The following is a 16,177-nucleotide window of genomic DNA, read 5'->3' on the forward strand; positions in this document are numbered from 1 at the left end:
CACTAGGAATCAGCCGATCACCTCCACATCCGTCGGCCGTCGCGAGCCGGGTACGCCGCCAGCCGACACCGCGATGTCGCCTCCCGGCCGACGCCGACGTCGAGGGGCCCGGCTTACGCTGTCACCGTGACCACGCCCTCCACCTCCCGCCTGGACGCCCCGACGGGGCCGGCGCGCGGACTGGGCGGCCGGCCGTTGGACATCATCCTGGCGCTCGCGGTGACCGGGGTGCTGGTCGCGATCATCTCCGCGGGCGTCGGTGGGGATACCGATCCGGACGCCGTCACCTACTTGTGGGCCGCCGGCCTGGGTGCGGTGATGCTGGTGCGTCGCCGCTACCCGGTCCTCGTCCTGGCTGTCTCGGTGCTGGGCCTGTTCGCCTACTACTCCTTCGGCTACCCGGCCATCGGGGTCGCGGTGCCGGTCGCGGCGGCCCTGTTCTCCGCCGCCGAGGCCGGCCGCCTGCGCTGGGCGATCGGCGCCGCGCTGCTCGTGGTCGGCGCCAGCGTGTTCTTCCGCCTCGCCGAGGGCGAGGCCGCCTCCCTGGTGATCGGGTACGAGCTGGCCGGCCACGTGCTGCTGATGGCGGCCGCGATCGCCCTCGGTGACGGGCTCCGCTCGCGCCGCCGCCTGGTGGCCGATGCCCGCCGCATCATCGCCCTGACCGCCGAGGACGAACGCCGACGCACCGCCGAGAGTGCCCGCATCGAACGCGAGGCGATCGCCCGCGACCTGCACGACGCGCTCGGTCACCGCACGACCGTCATCTCGTTGCACGCCGACGTGGCCCGCGAGGCGCTCGATCGAGGAGACCGGGCCGCCGCCGACGCGGCGCTGGGGATCATCACCGACTCCTCCCAGGCGGTGCTCTCGGAGCTGCGACGCACTGTGCGACTGTTGCGGGCCCCGGACGAGGCGCACGCGCCGGCCGACTCTCTCTCCGCCGTGCTCGAGAGCCTGCCGACGCTGCTCGTGCCCGGCACGGAGCTGTCGACGTCGGTCCAGCTCGATGCCCCACTGCCCGGACCGGTCGACGCGGCGGCCGCCCGGATCGTGCAGGAGTCGGCTGTCAACGTCGTCCGTCATTCTCGCGCAAGCAGGGTGGAGGTGACGGCGCGCATCGTCGAGGGCGTACTCGAGCTGTCGGTGATCGACAACGGCGACGCGGGGCCGCCGGCATCGCACGGGGCGGGCATCGTGGGCATGCGCGAGCGCGCCGAAGCCCTCGGCGGGCACCTCACCGCGGGCCCCGAGAACAGCGGGTTCGCCGTCCGCGCGGTGCTGCCGCTCGCTCTCGACGAGGAGGCGCGATGATCCGCGTGCTGCTGGCTGACGACCAGGATCTGGTGCGCGCAGGTCTGCGCGCCCTTCTCGAGGGGGCCACTGGCCTCAGTGTGGTGGCTGAGGCCCGCTCCGGCCGAGAGGCCGTCGAGCTGACCCGACGGCACCATCCCGACGTGGTGCTCATGGATATCCGTATGCCCGATACCGACGGCATCGCCGCCACCGCCGAGATCACGGCCGACGGGGACCTGGATGCAGTGCGGGTGCTGATCCTCACGACGTTCGACGACGAGGCCGAGATCCTCGCCGCCGTCCGGGCGGGCGCGGCCGGATACCTGCTCAAGGACACCCCCGCCGGCGACCTGCGCGAGGGCGTGCGGACGGTCGCGGCCGGGGAGAACCTGCTCTCGCCGCGCATCACCCGACAGGTCATGGCGCAGCTGGCATCCTCGGCCGTCCCACAGGCACCGGATCCGCGCCTGGCGCGCCTGACCGAGCGTGAGCTCGCCGTGCTGCGCCGTATCGCCCATGGCGAGACGAACGCAGAGATCGCCCGCCGCCTGTTCGTCTCCCCCGCCACGGCCCGCACCTACGTCAGCCGTATTCTCACCAAGCTCGACGCCCGCGACCGCACCGAGCTGGCCGTCATCGCGCACCGCTCCGGGCTCTACTCCGAGGACGAGGCCTGACGACCGACGAGAAGCAATGACCGCAGGTCAGGACACTTCGAAGTTGGCCATCATCATCATGTCCTCGTGCTCGAGGTTGTGGCAGTGGACGACGAACTTCCCGGTGAACTGCTCGAAGCGCACCAGGATCTCCGCCTCCCCGCCGCTGCCGAGATCGACGGTGTCCTTCCACCCGCTGTTGAACGGGCCGGGGTCCTCCCCACTACCCGTGCTGAGCACCTGGAACGGGGAGAGGTGGACGTGGAAGGGGTGGGCGAGGTTCAGCGCACGGATCCGCCACAGCTCCACCTCGCCCAGCTGCGGCGCAGCCTCGATGCGGTCGGGGTCGAAGGGTTCGCCGTTGATGGTCCACAGGGTCATGCCCTCGTGCTCGGCGCCGCCGCGCTGGAAGACGAACTCCCGCTCGACGGTGACCTCGTCACGGGAGAGCGGCGTGATCTCGGAGAGCGTCTCGGGGATCCGCGCCTCCTCCGGGCCTTCGCGGGCGACGACGAAGCGCATCACCTGGCCGGTGCCGTCCTGACCCAGCCGGTTCACGAGCGTCACCTCGTCCCCCACCGAGTATGCGGAGAAGTCGACCACCACGTCGAACCGTTCGGCCTGCGCGATCTCGATCGACTCGTGCGCGACGGGCGCGGCCAGCAGGCCTCCGTCGCTGCCGATCTGGACGAACGATGCCCCGTCGGCCGGCTGCGGATCCAGGGCGAGCTCGTACCGTCGGGCGTTCGAGGCGTTCAGCAGCCGGAAGCGGTACATCGTGTTCGTGACCTCCAGGACGGGCCACGCGGCGCCGTTGACCAGGATGCAGTCCCCGAGTACGCCGCTGAGGTATTCCTCCTCGACCCCGGGATGCTCCTGCAGCGTGGGGTCGATCGAGGGGTAGAGGAACGAGCCGTCCTCGGCGAAGCTGCGGTCGACGATCATCAGCGGGATCTCCCGCTCCCCCGCCGGCAGACCGAGCGCGTCCTCCTCGTCGTCGCGGATCAGGTGGAAGCCGGCCAGGCCGCGGTGGACCTGCGGCCCGGTGAAGTCCATCCGGTGGTCGTGGTACCACAGCGTCATCGCGCGCTGCCGGAGCGGGTAGACGTACTCGCGGCTCGACCCGGGCTCGACGAAGTCGGTGGGGTAGCCGTCGTGCTCGGCCGGCGTGACCCCGCCGTGCAGGTGCACGACGGTCGGCACGTCCAGCTCGTTGTGGTGGGTCACGACGGTCTCCCGGTCCCGCCGGGTCTCCAGGGTGGGGCCCGGGAAGATGCCGTCATAGCCCCACACCTCGGTGGTGACCTCCGGCAGGATCTGCGCCTGGCCCACCTTCTGGATGAGCTCGTAGCGGTCCGCGTCACCGTCCGTGCCGACCGGCTCCAGCACGGGCGGGATCGGCAGGGGTGCGGTGAAGGGCTCCGGCAACCGGGCTGCGCTCTCGATCACGACGCCGGCGCTGTCCTGGGCGCTCTGGTTGCCGGCGAAGAGCCCGCCCGGCAGCAGCCCGCCTCCCGAGCAGCCGGCGAGGGCGGGAAGGGCAAGGCCAGTGCTGGCCAGAGCGCCGAGGCGCAGGGCGTCGCGGCGCGAGGGTCGCTGTGGTGACGTTCCTGTCTGCATACCGTCGGACGCTACGGAGCCGGGTACCGGTCCGTCATCGGCCTCCCGTCGCGGCCCGGGTCGCTCGCGGGCGACGTCCGGGGTCGACGGGAAGCGACGGGACGGGCCGGGCCGGGCACGCCGGCGACGCAACACGGCATACTCGGGGACACCGGATGGTCCCGCTCTCACGGACGCTGCCGTGGTCTCGGCGAGCGTCGGCCCGACAGCTCGTGCGGCGCACCTTCCCCGCACCGGCTCAGCTTCCCGCGAAGGACACCCCGCATGATCGACGTCCCTCTCACCGACGAGTTCCTCCTCGGCTCCGCAACCGCCGCTGACGGCGGCCTGGAGCGGACCGCACGGGGCGTGCGGCCCCACCGGCTGCCCTCGTGGCTGCGCGAGCGCTGGCCCGAGCCGCAGCTGATGGCCATGGAGGCACAGCCCTCCGGGGTGCGCCTGGAGCTGCGCACTGCGGCAGGGCAGGTGGAGCTGGTCCTGCACCCCCGCCGCGTGGACTACGTCGGTGCGCCGCGCCCACGGGGCGCCGTGGACGTGGTCGTCGACGGCGAACTCCTGCGCAGCGAGAGCCTCACCGGTGGTGACGCAGTCCAGGTCGACCTCCGGGACGGCAGCACGGAACTGGTCACCGGATCCCCGCACCGGGTCCTCCTCGAGCTCCCCTCCCCCGGTGAGCACCACGTCCAGCTGTGGCTGCCCCACAACGAGGAGGTCGAGATCCTCTCCGCGCGCGCCGACGCACCGGTGCGGCCCGCGGAGCAGACGGGGCCGCGGTGGATCCACTACGGCAGCTCGATCAGTCAGGGCTCGAACGCCACCCACCCGACCGGCATCTGGCCCGTGGTCGCCGCCCGCGCGGCCGGCATGCGGCTGCGGAACCTGGGGCTGGGCGGCAGCGCCATGGCCGATCCGTTCATCGGCCGCATCGTCCGTGACGAGCCGGCCGACGTGGTGAGCCTCGCGATCGGCATCAACCTCGTCAACGCCGATGCCATGCGGCGCCGCACGTTCGTCCCCGCACTGCACGGGCTGCTCGACACCGTTCGCGAAGGCCATCCCGATGCTCCGCTGCTCGTGGTCACCCCGATCTACTGTGGGATCCACGAGCGCACTCCCGGCCCGGGTGCTATCGACCCCGAGAGCATCGGCAGCGACCAGGTGCGCTTCACGGCGACCGGGGCCCCCGGCGACACGGAGCTGGGGCGACTGACCCTCGAGGTGATCCGGGACGCCACGAGGGAGGTACTCGAGGGGCGCAGCGACGACCAGCACCTGCACCTGGTCGACGGGCTCTCCCTGTACGGCGAGGCCGACGCCGACCGGCTGCCGCTGCCCGACGGGCTGCACCCTTCGACCGCAGCGCATCGCCTGATCGGGGAGCGATTCGCGCAGCTGGCGCTGGGGCGCGCAGGGACGGCAGCTCGCTCGGCTGCGACTCACTGACGCGATACAGCAGCCGCGCGGACCGATCCGCGGCTTCTCTCCGTCATCCTGAGAAGTGATTCATGAGTTCAGTGCCCGTCGCTCACATCCTCACTGCTGACCATCGAGAGCGCGCCGAATAGCCGCGCACGATGCCCCGACGGGGTTCGAACCCTTCGGGGCATCGACGCCGGGCCGGCGGGCCCGTCAGTCCACCGGCGCGACGCGGATGCGGTTCCCGTCGGGGTCGGCGACGACGAAGGTGCGGCCGAAGACGGCGTCGTGAGGGGGCTCAAGCACCGTGACGCCGAGGCCCGCCCAGGTGCGGTACTGCTCCTCGACGACTTCCGGCCCGCCGGGCAGGCACAGGGTCACCTCGCTGGTGCGCACCGGGTCTCCGGCGAGCGCGTCGCCGTGACCGCTCCACAGGGCCAGGTCCACCCCGTCGGCCAGGGAGAAGGCGGCGAACCCGGGGCTGGGGAAGAAGCTCGGCTCGATGTCGAAGAGCTGTCGGTAGAAGTCGACGGTCCGGACGACGTCGCTGACGTAGACGATGAACATGTTCGGACTGGTCATGGTGGAGTTTTCCTCTCTGATCGGGGTGTGTGCCTCCAGGATCAGGCGGCCGCGCGACAGCAGTCTGTCGGGGTTTCGACCCGAACTTTCGCCGTAGTCCCGGTCGCGCTCTCTACCCTGAGAGGATGCGCCGCAGTGAACGTCACCACGCCGTGCTCGACGTGCTGCGAGCCAACGCCGAACGCCCCATCTCGGTGCCGCGGCTGGCCGCGCGATTCGGGGTGAGCACCCGCACCATCGAGCGGGATGTCCGCGCGCTGCAGGAGGCCGGCGTCCCGATCTACGCCGAGCCCGGGCGGCGCGGCGGGTACGCGGTCCGACGGGACTACTCGCTGCCGCCGCTGGCCTTCACGCCGCAGGAGGCGACGGCGGTCGTCGCCGGGCTCAGCGTCATGATGGGCTCGCCCTTCGCAGGAGATTCGCGCCGGGCGATGGATAAAGTTCTGGCCGCTCTGCCTCCCGAGCGTCGGGAGATGGTCCGGGACCTCGCCGGCCGGGTGGCGAGCATGGCCCCGGAGGGCAGAGCCACCGAGGACGTCGACGCGGTGATCCGCGATGTGCTGGTCCGGCCGCGCGTTCTCGAGCTCGAGTACGTCTCGCACCTCTGCGGCGAGCGCACCCAGCGGCACGTGGAGCCGCTGGGACTGATCACCGTGCGCGGCGCCTGGATCCTGGTGGGCTGGTGCCGGCTGCGCGAGGCAGTGCGCGGCTTCCGCACCGACTGCATCGCGCGGATCGAGAAGACCGACGAGATCCCGCCGCAGCGCACCCCGGATCCGCTCGATGCCGATCTCTCGCGCTGGGAGTTCCTCGGCTTCGAGCGGTGACGGCCAGCGACGGAGCGGCCCGGCGTCGACCGCTTCGGGCCGGCACCTCACAGCAACCGCGCGAACCGCTCCAGCGCGGCGACGCCGACGACGTCCTCCTCCCCCAGCGGGATCTCCTGCAGCGGCACCTCCGGCAGCGCGGAGCGGAGGGTGGCCAGATGCTCTTCCTCCAGTGCCCGGCGGCGCTCCAGGAAGTCCCCGCGGCCTGCCGGGGAGCGCTTGTTGACCACGAGTGCGCCGACGTCGACGCCGGTGCGGGTCAGCTCCTCGTGCAGCTCGATGGTCTCGAGCACCGGCAGACGCTCGGCGGCCAGCACGATCGCGAAGGAGGTGGTCTCGGCGTCGGTGAGAACCTCCCGCAGGCCAGCGAGGCGATCGCGGCGGCGCAGCAGGATGGAGCGGATCTCCTCGTCGCGCTCCTCGAGGGGGTCGCGCGGGGCGGCACTGCCGAGGATCTTCGAGCCGTGCCCGTCCAGGCCCCGCATCGCCGCGCCCAGCTTCTCGGACTTCTCCCGGCGGCTCAGCAGCCCGTCGGTCCAGGCCGTCATGACCTCGGGCAGCGTCATCAGCCGGGCGGTGTGACCGGAGGGGGCGGTGTCGACGACGACCAGGTCGAAGTCCTGCATCCCGGTCTCGACCAGCTCGGTGATCCGCTCCAGCACAGCGGCCTCGTGGGTGCCCGGGGAGCGGCGGGAGAGGTCCATGTGCTTGTCGACCTCGCCGGCGAGGTGCTCGGGCATGAGCCGCTTCAGGGTGCTGCCCACCTCGGCCAGGTGCTGATCCGTGGTGGCGTCGGGGTCGATCTCCATGCCGGCGAGCAAGCCGCCGCCGGTGCCACCTCCGGCAGCGGCACCTGCGCCGACACGCGGGCCACCGTCGCCATCCATCGCAGCCGGGCCACCTCCGTCCCCGTCCAGCGGGGTGATGCGATCGCCGATCCTCTGATCCCAGAGGTGGCCGAGGTTGTGGGCCGGGTCGGTGGAGACCACCAGCACCCGTCGGCCCTCCCGCGCGGCGGCGAGCGCGAGCGCGGAGGCGACGGTGGTCTTGCCGACGCCGCCCTTGCCGCCCAGGAACAGCACGCGCCGCTGGGTGGCGAGGCTCAGCAGCATCGGAAATCCTCCAGCGGGGAGCGCTCCATGCCCATGCGGCGGTGCCAGTCGTGGAAGCTGTCGTAGAGCACCGGCAGCAGCTCGGCGGTGTAGTACGAGGCGGGGTTCGGCACCCCCAGCATCTCGCTCATCACCAGCATGCGGAACAGGTCGTCCTGGTCGCGCCGGGCACGGGCGAAGGTGCGGCGGTACGGGGCGACGTAGAACTCGCGCAGTCCGTCGCTGAACGCCCGCCAGCGGGAGCGCGCCATCAGCGTGCGCGGTCCTCGTCGGCGGTCGTCGCGGCCGGCTCGTCCAGTTCCGGCTCCTGCCGGCGCGCACGGTTCAGGGCGATCGCGGATTCGACGATCACCCACACCGCCGCGATCAGGATGACGATGTCCATGATCAGCAGCAGCCAGTTGCCCTCGGCGAGGAACCCGCCGAGCTGGATCAGCAGCGCGTAGACGCTGACGAACAGGACGAACAGCAGCGGGATCATGATCGGCAGCACGGGGCGGCGCTTGCGGGTGAGCATCACGGCCAGGATCGCCAGGGTCAGCCCGGCCAGCAGCTGGTTGGTGGTGCCGAACAGCGGCCAGATCAGCATGCCGCCGGACCCGTCGGCCCCCGCGCCGAAGGCGAGTGCCAGGCACACCACGAGCACGACGATCGTCGCTGAGAGCGTGCCGAGCTTGAGGCCGACGATCTGGCCCATCTCCTGGACCACGAAGCGCTGCAGGCGCACGCCCGTATCCATGGTGGTCGCCGCGAACAGCACGGCCATGGTGGCCAGGATCGTGGCCGACAGCGACGTCGGCAGGCCCAGGCCGGCGTTGAGGATCGCGCCGCCGCCGTCGACGAACGCGACCACGCCGCCCTCGTTGAACGCCGAGTACACCGATTCCCAGTCGGCGAGCGTACGGAAGCCCGCAGTGGTGGCGATGATCGCGCCGAGCGCCAGCAGCCCCTCGCCGACGGCGCCGAAGTAGCCGACGAAGCGGGCGTCGGTCTCCTTGTCCAGCTGCTTGGAGGAGGTGCCGGAGGAGACGATGCCGTGGAAGCCGGAGATGGCGCCGCAGGCGATGGTCACGAACAGCAGCGGCATCACCCCGGGCGTGCCCTCGGGCACGCTGGTGTTGAACGAGGGCGCGACGATCTCGGGCCGGAAGATCAGCACCGAGCCGTACAGCAGCCCCAGGCCGATGAACAGCTGCAGGCCGTTGATGTAGTCGCGCGGCTGCAGCAGCACCCACACCGGCAGGGTCGAGGCGATGGCGGCGTAGACGAACAGCACCAGGATCCAGAACGCCTCGGCGGACATCCCCAGCACCGTCTCCGGCAGGGCGACGGGGAACCGGTCGCCGACCAGGATCAGGGCGTACAGGGCGGCCACGCCCACCACGGAGACCACCGGCAGGCTCCACTTCAGCCGGTAGATGGCCTGACCGATCAGCACCGCGACCACCAGCGCGCCCCAGACGGGGATCACCGCCGTCGGGGTCGAGACGAACAGCCCGGAGATCACCACGGCGAAGGCGGCGTTGACCATGAGCAGCAGCAGGAAGATGACCACCAGGAACAGCCGGCTGCCGCGGGCGCCGATGTAGCGGGCCGAGAGCGTGCCGATGGATTGGCCGCGGTTGCGCACCGAGGCCCACAGCGCGCCGAGGTCGTGCATGCCGGCGAAGAAGACGGTGCCGAGCGTGACCCACAGGAACGCGGGCAGCCAGCCCCAGATCACGGCGACCGCGGGGCCGACGATGGGCGCGGCCCCGGCGACGGAGGTGAAGTGGTGCCCCCACAGCACGAACTTGTTGGTGGGCACGAAATCCACGCCGTCGCGCAGCTCATGGGCGGGGGTGCGGAAGGCCGCGTCGAGCTTGTAGACGCGACCGGAGAGGAAGCGGGAGTACAGCACGTACCCCGCCACCATCATGGCGATGCCGACGACGGCGAGGATCAGCGAGTTCACTGGGGGAAGCCTTCCTGTCATGTGCGGTACGCGCGCCGGTGGGCGTCCACGATCGGGGGCCGACGGCCGCCGTGGGCGGCGTGGCTCCGTCCGCGTCCCCATCGCGCGCGTTGGCACACACGGTAGCCGACGACGGGGGCGCTGTCGGCACCGCTCCGGGTGCGCTCGGACGTCAGATCAACGCGGTCACGTCGGGCTCGGAGCCGGTGGAGATGGTGCCGGTGACGGTGAAGGCGTCGAGGTCGAGGATCGCGACCGTGTCGGCATCCAGCAGGGTCACGAACGCCGTCGGCTCCGAGGGGTGGAAGGAGATCCCGGCCGGCGTCCCGTCGAAACCGATGGAGGTCTCCTCGGCGAGATCCGCGTCGTAGCGGGTGACGGTGCGGTTCTCGATGTCCGTGGTCAGCAGCTTGTCCTGGCCGGGGACCACGTAGACGCGCAGCGGGTCGCCGGGGACGTCGGCCCGCTGCTTCTCCTTCATCGTCCGCGCATCGAGCCGCACGAGTGCCTTGTCCTCGCGGGCGCCGACGTAGAGGTGCTTCTCGTCCTCGCTGAGGGCGCAGCTCTCCGGGAGCCGGCCCGGGGAGGCGATCACCGGGGCGATGGAGGCGTCGTGCGGGTCGACCAGACTCACGGTGTGCGACAGCAGCCCGGTGACGTAGGCGCGGGTGCCCTCGCGGTTGAGGGTGACCATGTGGGTCTTGATGCCGCCGGTGTGCACGGCGGCCAACGGGGCCTCGGCCTGGGCGGGATCGTCGATCCGCACCAGCACGGCCTTCTCCTCGCTGAGGACGTAGAGCCGGTCCTGCTCGTCGATCGCGATGCCGTGGAGGCGGTTGAACGGGCTGAGGTCGATCGTCCGCACCAGCTCGCGGGCGTCGAGATCGATGACGAACACGCTGGTCCCGCCGCTGCCGACATCACCGAACATCCGCACCCCGTAGTGGCCGACGTAGGCGTACTTCGAGGCGCTGTCGATGACCATCTCGTGCGGGTACTCCCCCAGCTCGATCCGCTCGAGCAGGGTCCCGTCGGCGGCGTCGTGGAAGGCGACGGCATGGCCGCTCTTCTCGACCACGACCAGAGTGCCCTCGAGGTCTCCGCCGCTGGGGGTGTTCTCGGCGCCTGCCGGGGAGGTCATCACGGTCGGGGCCGCTCCTGCTGCGAGGAGTCCGCCGCCCACGGCGCGGAATACGGTCCGTCGGGTCACCATGTCGCTCTGCCCTTTCGCTCGTCCACTCGGGACGCTCGGTTCGTTCCGGGATGCTCGGTTCGCTGCGCGCAGGGCACGGTGGACGCCGCTGCGCGACCGCGAAACACGGTAGACGCGGGGTGAGGCCGGTTCAACGACGTGCCCCCACCGGTGCGCGCGATGGCAGCCTCCGCGAGCCTGTTACCGCACTGTGCGCGTGCCGCACCTCCGGAGGATGTCGTCCACGACGTCGGCCACGGGCGCGGTGGCGTCGATCGGGATGGCGCCGGCCGGGACGTCCTCGTGGTTGCGGTGCCACTGCTCGATACGGGATCGCTCGGTCGGTTTCCCTCCGCCCCACTCCTCGTCCGGCCGCGCATCCAGCCGCCGGGTGAGCGTGGCGAGGTCGACCCGCAGCACGAACACCTCGTCGAAGACGTCCCGGAACTGCGGGAGATTCCTCGAGCCGCCGCAGAAGAAGGTGGCGGGCGCCGACTGATCGCCCGCGAGCTGCCTGACCTTCCGGGCATCCCAGATGTGGTGCTCGTGGAGCTGGGTCTCGGTCGGCTCACCGGACTCGGGGTCACCCTGGTAGGCCAGCTCCCGATCCCCGTGGATCACGTGGTGGCCGCGTCGCTGGAGCTCCTCGGCGACGGTGGTCTTGCCGGTGCCCGAGAGCCCTTCGATCAAGTAGTTCTTCGTGCCCATGCGGCTGTCACTCCCTCAGATCCAGCGTGTCGACGACCTCTCGCACGCGAGAACGGTCCTCCTCGGTGAGGCCGCGCAGCGGGCGCGGCAGGGAGGGTGCGGCGACCAGTCCGAGGTGCTCGGCGATCGCGGCCGCGACGCGCAGGCTCCCGAAGTCGGCGATCAGGTCCCACAGAGGGCGCAGTCCCTCCGAGTCGGCCAGCGAGCGCTCTGCCCGGGACGTGCCGTCGGCCCGGGCCGCGAGTGCGCTGCGAGCGACGCCGGCCATCGTGCGAGGGAGGGTGCCGCCGAGGGACGAGAACCAGGCGTCGCATCCGGCCAGCAATCCTGTTGCCGCGAACCCATCACCGGAGATCCCGAGCTTCACGTGGCCGGGAACGACGGCACGGATCGCCTGCACGCGCTCACGCACCTCGGCGACGCTCCCCGCCACCGGTGGGATCTTGATCGCCCCCACCTGGGGCAGCCGGGCGATGTGGGCGTAGAGCTCGAGGGAGAAGGTGAAATGCGTGGTGCCGGGGTTGTCATAGACGACCAGCGGGACCGAGAGCTCGGCGGTCACGTCCTCGTAGAGCCCGGCCACGTCGTCCTCGGTCAGCGGCTGGTAGCTCATCGGGGCCAGCAGCACGGCGGATGCCCCCGCCTCCTGGGCGTCGGCGGCGAGAGCCCTGACCCATGAGGTGCGCAGCGCTCCGATGCCGACGATCACCGGCACCTCGCCGGCGTGCTCGACGGTGGCAGCGGCGACCGCTCGCCGCTCGCTGCGGTCGAGGTAGGCGTAGGAACCTGTCGACCCCAGCGCGCCGATCGAGTCCACGCCCGCCTCGACCATGCGAGCGACCAGGCGTGCATACGCGCCCATGTCCACGTCGTCGTGCCGGAACGGGGTGAGGGGAAAGGCGCTGAGACCGGTGACCATGCGCCCGAACGTACAGCGCCCGGACCCGCCCCTCTACAGGTTTCTCAGCACCCGTTTCTCAGGGCCCGGCTGTCAGAGCCTGGCGGCGCGACGCTCAGCTCACGGCGACACGACCGGCGGCGGAGGCGATCCCGAGCCACGTGTGGCGGTTGCCCCACCAGCACCAGCCGAGCTTCGGAGCGTCCTTCCGCTCGCGCCCGTCGCGTCCGGTCCCGTTGCTGATCCACAGCGCCGGGGTGCGGGAGTCGAACTTTCCGCTCTTCGTCGTCAGTCGGGATCCGATGGTCATGAAGCAGTGGTTGCGCTCCAGGACGTCCGGCTGCTGGAGGACCCAGTGCAGACCCTCCGTCAGTAGCAGCGGGCTGCGTCCGGGCCCCGTGATCTCCGGGAGGCTCTCCTCGAGGGTGCGGTTGGCGAACGCGTCGCCGCGGTCGATTCCCTCGACGACGTACACCGGGGTCGACGGGACGTCGATGCCGACGGGTGCGAACTCGTCCACATCAGTCATGTCCTCGACGACGAAGCCGGGCTTGTCGGCCCGTCGCATCAGCGGGGCCAGGGCCGACGGCGGCGCCAGGTCGGGGCGGATCGCCAGCAGCGCATCGGTGCGGGCGCTCCCCCGCGAGTCGGCCGCAGCGTGCAGGGCCTGCGCCGTGAGTCCGGCGCGGGCATGGACGTCGAGGTCGATCAGGCGCTGGGCCTGGTCGGCGAGGCTCGGCAGGGACACGGCGGTGAGGGCGGCGTTCGTCGGCAGGGCGGCGTCGGGCTGCGTGATGGAGTCTCCTCGGGCAGGGGCGGCGGTGCCGGGATGGTGTGGTGCGCGGCGTGACGGGGACACGTCGGCCGCAAGCAGCTCAACGTGGCGGAAGCGTCCCTCATTCCCTGGCGCGAGAAGACGTCGCCTGATTCCTCGCGGGATAGGACGTCATCTGTCCCCTCGCGGGGCACACCGTCACCTGCCGGACAGCGCGCGAAGGTAACGGCTGGTGATGCGTTCCTGGACGAGCCGGGCCAGCGGCGCACAGATCCGCGAATACCATCGGGCCGGCCGTGAGACCGCTTCGATGCGGAAGGTGACGGTGCCGTCGTGCGCCCGGCAGACGGTGAACTCCTCGATCCCGGATTCGGGGTGGCCCTCGAGCGTCCCGTAACGGAATCCGCGGCGGTCCGGCTCGTCGATCACCGTGAGCACCGTGCACGGGGCCGAGATCGCGAACGGCCCGATGCCGAGGCGCAGCTCCACCAGGGTGCCCTCGCGCGCCGGGACGTCCGATGCTGTGACGCGCAGGCCGGCGCGCTCGTGGACGCGCCAGGCGAGCAGGTCCGCAGCGGCCTGCTCGAAGCTGATGCTGCTCACGCGTACGTCGCGCTCAAACCGGGCAAAGCCCCGTGGTGCGCTCTCGATATCCCGGGGAGCAGTAGTCAGTAGGGGTCCCGGGACCGTGACCTGGTGCTCCTGACGGCTCATGGTCCGACGGAGCGCATCCCGATCGCTCGCTTTCCGACGGTTCACTGTCCGACGGTTCACAGTCCGACGAGCGGTGATACCCCGACACCTCCAGCGCAGATCGGCAGGAGTTCTGCCTGCCTGCGGCCAGATTACCGCCGCGAGAATCCGGTACTGCCCCTGCACCCCGGACGCTCGGGCAGTGGTGCTGCGAGCCGCGGCGCCGTCAGCCAGGCTGACTGCACTTCCCCAGTGACCGCTTCCCCCGCGTCGCACCCGTCGGGAGCCGCTGCCGCCCGCCCGGTCGAACCCTGGGCAGCCCGCCCGGATCCGGCCTAGGCTGTAAGAAGGTCCGCCGACGGACCGGGGCGGGCCGCGATCCCAGGAGGAACAGCGCCATGGCACTGAACGTCGCACAGAAGCTCATCGACTCTCACCTGCTCGAAGGGGACCTGGCGCCCGGCTCCGAGGTCGGCCTGAAGGTGGATCAGACCCTCACCCAGGACGCCACCGGCACCATGGTGATGATGGAGCTGGAGGCGATGGGCCTCGATCGGGTGCGCACGGAGCTGTCGGTCCAGTACGTCGACCACAACCTGCTGCAGACCGACGAGAAGAACCCCGACGACCACCTCTTCCTGCAGTCCGCCGCGCAGCGCTTCGGGCTGTGGTTCTCCAAGCCCGGCAACGGCGTCTCCCACCCCGTCCACCAGGCCCACTTCGGCCGGCCCGGCACCATCCTCATCGGCTCGGACTCCCACACCTGCGCCGCCGGCGCGCTGGGCATGCTCGCCATCGGCGTGGGCGGCCTGGAGGCGGCGATGGCGATGGCCGGCCAGCCGCTGTACGTCGGCGTCCCCGAGATCTGGGGCGTGGAGCTGACCGGGACCCTGCCGGACTGGGTCTCGGCCAAGGACGTGGTCCTCGAGATGCTGCGCCGCCACGGGGTCAGCGGCGGCGTCGGCCGGATCATCGAATACCACGGCTCCGGGCTCGCGCAGCTGAGCGCCATGGATCGCCACGTGATCGCGAACATGGGCGCTGAGCTCGGCGCCACCGCGACCGTCTTCCCGGCCGACGACGCCGTGCGCGACTACCTGCGGGCCGTCGGCCGCGAGAACGAGTTCCAGCGGATCGAGGCCGACGAGGGTGCGAGCTACGACCACACCGAGCACATCGACCTGGCCACCCTCGAGCCGCTGATCGCCAAACCCTCCTCCCCCGGCAACGTGGTGCCGGTCGCCGAGGTCGCCGGAGAGGACGTCTCGCAGGTCGTGGTCGGCTCGTCGGCCAACCCGGGGCTGCGGGACTTCGCCGTGGTCGCCCAGATCCTCGACGGCCGCCAGGCGCACCCGGGAGTCTCGGTCGACATCAACCCCACCTCCCGCGAGGTTCTCGCCGACCTCATCTCCGGAGGCTGGCTGGCCGCGCTGGTCTCGGCCGGCGCTCGCATCCACCAGTCCGGCTGCATGGGCTGCATCGGCATGGGCCAGGCGCCCGCCAGCGGCCGCAACTCGCTGCGCACGATGCCGCGCAACTTCCCGGGCCGCTCGGGCACGGAGGAGGACGCGGTATGGCTGTGCTCGCCGGAGACCGCCGCGGCCGCTGCACTGACCGGGAAGATCACCGATCCGCGCACGCTGGTCGACTCCCACACGATCGTCTACCCGCGGCCGACGATGCCCGAGCGCTACAGCGTCATCGACGACATGCTCACCCCGCCGCTGCCGCCCGAGGAGGCGGCGAAGGTGGAGCTGGTCAAGGGCCCCAACATCTCCGCGCTGCCGGACGCCGAGCCCATCGAGGACCACCTCGACGTGCCGGTGCTGCTGGCGATGGGGGACGACGTCTCGACCGACGAGATCATGCCGGCCGGGTCCAAGGCCCTCCCCTACCGCAGCAACATCCCCAAGATCTCCGAATTCGCCTTCACCCGGATCGATCCCGACTACCCCGCCAAGGCCCAGCAGACCCCCGGCGGGCACGTGGTGGTGGCGGGCAAGAACTACGGGCAGGGCTCCTCCCGCGAGCACGCGGTGATCGCCCCGCAATACCTGGGGCTGCGCGTGGTGATCGCGGAGTCCTTCGCACGGATCCACTGGCAGAACCTCGCCAACTTCGGGATCCTCGCCCTGGAGTTCGTCGACCCCTCCGACCGCGAGCAGATCAGCGTCGGGGACCAGGCGGTGCTCGAGGGCATCCACGACGCACTGCAGGCCGGCCACGACCTCACCGCCACCATCGGCGGCCGCGAGGTGCGCCTGCGCCACCGGCTCTCGGACCGGCAGGTGGAGATGATCCTGGCCGGCGGGCGCATCCCGCTGGCGGCGCGCGAGGTCAGCTGAGGCGGCCGGGGGGGGGGGGCCCGCCCCGCCCCCCCCCACCCCACCCCCACACCCCCAAAAACATCCCAACACAAGAACACAAAAAAAAATCACAAACCCCAGA

At 71.2% G+C, this 16,177-nt stretch carries 15 protein-coding genes; 5 read left to right on the top strand and 10 right to left on the bottom strand.

Going from position 1 to position 16,177, the window contains the following annotated elements; genetic code table 11:
- Window positions 1-126: 126 nt before the first annotated feature.
- The gene (locus AC5020_RS04705) at window positions 127-1,314 is read left to right on the top strand and encodes a sensor histidine kinase (protein ID WP_464987421.1); all 1,188 of its coding nucleotides are present in this window, start codon (window positions 127-129) and stop codon (window positions 1,312-1,314) included.
- Window positions 1,311-1,973 carry a response regulator gene (locus AC5020_RS04710; RefSeq protein WP_464987422.1) on the top strand — a complete coding sequence of 221 codons (663 nt, stop codon included), beginning with the start codon at window positions 1,311-1,313 and terminating at the stop codon, window positions 1,971-1,973. Before AC5020_RS04705 ends, AC5020_RS04710 begins: the two co-directional genes overlap by 4 nt.
- Before the next feature lie 27 nt (window positions 1,974-2,000).
- Here AC5020_RS04710 and AC5020_RS04715 read toward each other — a convergent pair whose 3' ends face one another.
- Window positions 2,001-3,572, bottom strand: coding sequence for a multicopper oxidase family protein (locus AC5020_RS04715; RefSeq protein ID WP_464987423.1), 1,572 nt, complete (start codon window positions 3,570-3,572; stop codon window positions 2,001-2,003).
- A gap of 264 nt (window positions 3,573-3,836) precedes the next feature.
- Here AC5020_RS04715 and AC5020_RS04720 point away from each other — a divergent pair, with 264 nt between their 5' ends.
- A complete protein-coding gene (locus AC5020_RS04720; protein ID WP_377804150.1) occupies window positions 3,837-5,015 on the top strand; it encodes a GDSL-type esterase/lipase family protein in 1,179 nt (392 codons plus the stop codon).
- Between the two features lie 186 nt (window positions 5,016-5,201).
- Here the strand turns inward: AC5020_RS04720 and AC5020_RS04725 are convergent, their stop codons facing one another.
- On the bottom strand, window positions 5,202-5,570 hold the full coding sequence (locus tag AC5020_RS04725; protein WP_377015718.1) for a VOC family protein: 369 nt from the start codon (window positions 5,568-5,570) through the stop codon (window positions 5,202-5,204).
- A gap of 125 nt (window positions 5,571-5,695) precedes the next feature.
- On the opposite strand from AC5020_RS04725, the gene AC5020_RS04730 reads away from it, so the two are divergent.
- Window positions 5,696-6,397 (top strand): helix-turn-helix transcriptional regulator, encoded by a 702-nt coding sequence (locus tag AC5020_RS04730; protein WP_464987424.1) that lies wholly within the window; start codon window positions 5,696-5,698, stop codon window positions 6,395-6,397.
- Between the two features lie 47 nt (window positions 6,398-6,444).
- Here AC5020_RS04730 and AC5020_RS04735 read toward each other — a convergent pair whose 3' ends face one another.
- The 8 genes from AC5020_RS04735 to AC5020_RS04770 all read right to left on the bottom strand — a co-directional run bounded on the left by AC5020_RS04735 (window position 6,445) and on the right by AC5020_RS04770 (window position 13,750).
- A complete protein-coding gene (locus AC5020_RS04735) occupies window positions 6,445-7,509 on the bottom strand; it encodes an ArsA family ATPase (protein ID WP_464987425.1) in 1,065 nt (354 codons plus the stop codon).
- A complete protein-coding gene (locus tag AC5020_RS04740; protein WP_464987426.1) occupies window positions 7,500-7,760 on the bottom strand; it encodes a cory-CC-star protein in 261 nt (86 codons plus the stop codon). The genes AC5020_RS04735 and AC5020_RS04740 overlap by 10 nt, the downstream gene beginning before the upstream one ends.
- Complete coding sequence (locus AC5020_RS04745; RefSeq protein WP_464987427.1) at window positions 7,760-9,463, bottom strand: carbon starvation CstA family protein; 1,704 nt, start codon at window positions 9,461-9,463, stop codon at window positions 7,760-7,762. Before AC5020_RS04745 ends, AC5020_RS04740 begins: the two co-directional genes overlap by 1 nt.
- Before the next feature lie 172 nt (window positions 9,464-9,635).
- Window positions 9,636-10,604, bottom strand: a complete 969-nt coding sequence (locus AC5020_RS04750) for a YncE family protein (protein ID WP_464987428.1) — start codon at window positions 10,602-10,604, stop codon at window positions 9,636-9,638.
- 252 nt (window positions 10,605-10,856) lie between these two features.
- Entirely contained in the window at window positions 10,857-11,363 is a 507-nt protein-coding gene (locus AC5020_RS04755; protein WP_377015700.1) for an AAA family ATPase, read from the bottom strand.
- Window positions 11,364-11,370: 7 nt separating this feature from the next.
- Window positions 11,371-12,282: a dihydrodipicolinate synthase family protein gene (locus AC5020_RS04760; protein WP_464987429.1), complete on the bottom strand. Its 912-nt coding sequence runs from the start codon at window positions 12,280-12,282 to the stop codon at window positions 11,371-11,373.
- A 94-nt stretch (window positions 12,283-12,376) separates the two neighbouring features.
- Window positions 12,377-13,120 carry a DUF5701 family protein gene (locus AC5020_RS04765; protein WP_464987430.1) on the bottom strand — a complete coding sequence of 248 codons (744 nt, stop codon included), beginning with the start codon at window positions 13,118-13,120 and terminating at the stop codon, window positions 12,377-12,379.
- A 114-nt stretch (window positions 13,121-13,234) separates the two neighbouring features.
- Window positions 13,235-13,750 carry a DUF1990 domain-containing protein gene (locus tag AC5020_RS04770; protein ID WP_464987431.1) on the bottom strand — a complete coding sequence of 172 codons (516 nt, stop codon included), beginning with the start codon at window positions 13,748-13,750 and terminating at the stop codon, window positions 13,235-13,237.
- Window positions 13,751-14,127: 377 nt separating this feature from the next.
- Between AC5020_RS04770 and AC5020_RS04775 the strand changes: the two genes are divergently transcribed.
- On the top strand, window positions 14,128-16,074 hold the full coding sequence (locus AC5020_RS04775; RefSeq protein WP_377015691.1) for an aconitate hydratase: 1,947 nt from the start codon (window positions 14,128-14,130) through the stop codon (window positions 16,072-16,074).
- The last annotated feature ends 103 nt before the right edge of the window (window positions 16,075-16,177 follow it).

Source organism: Brachybacterium sp. SYSU DS0246 (assembly GCF_059391765.1).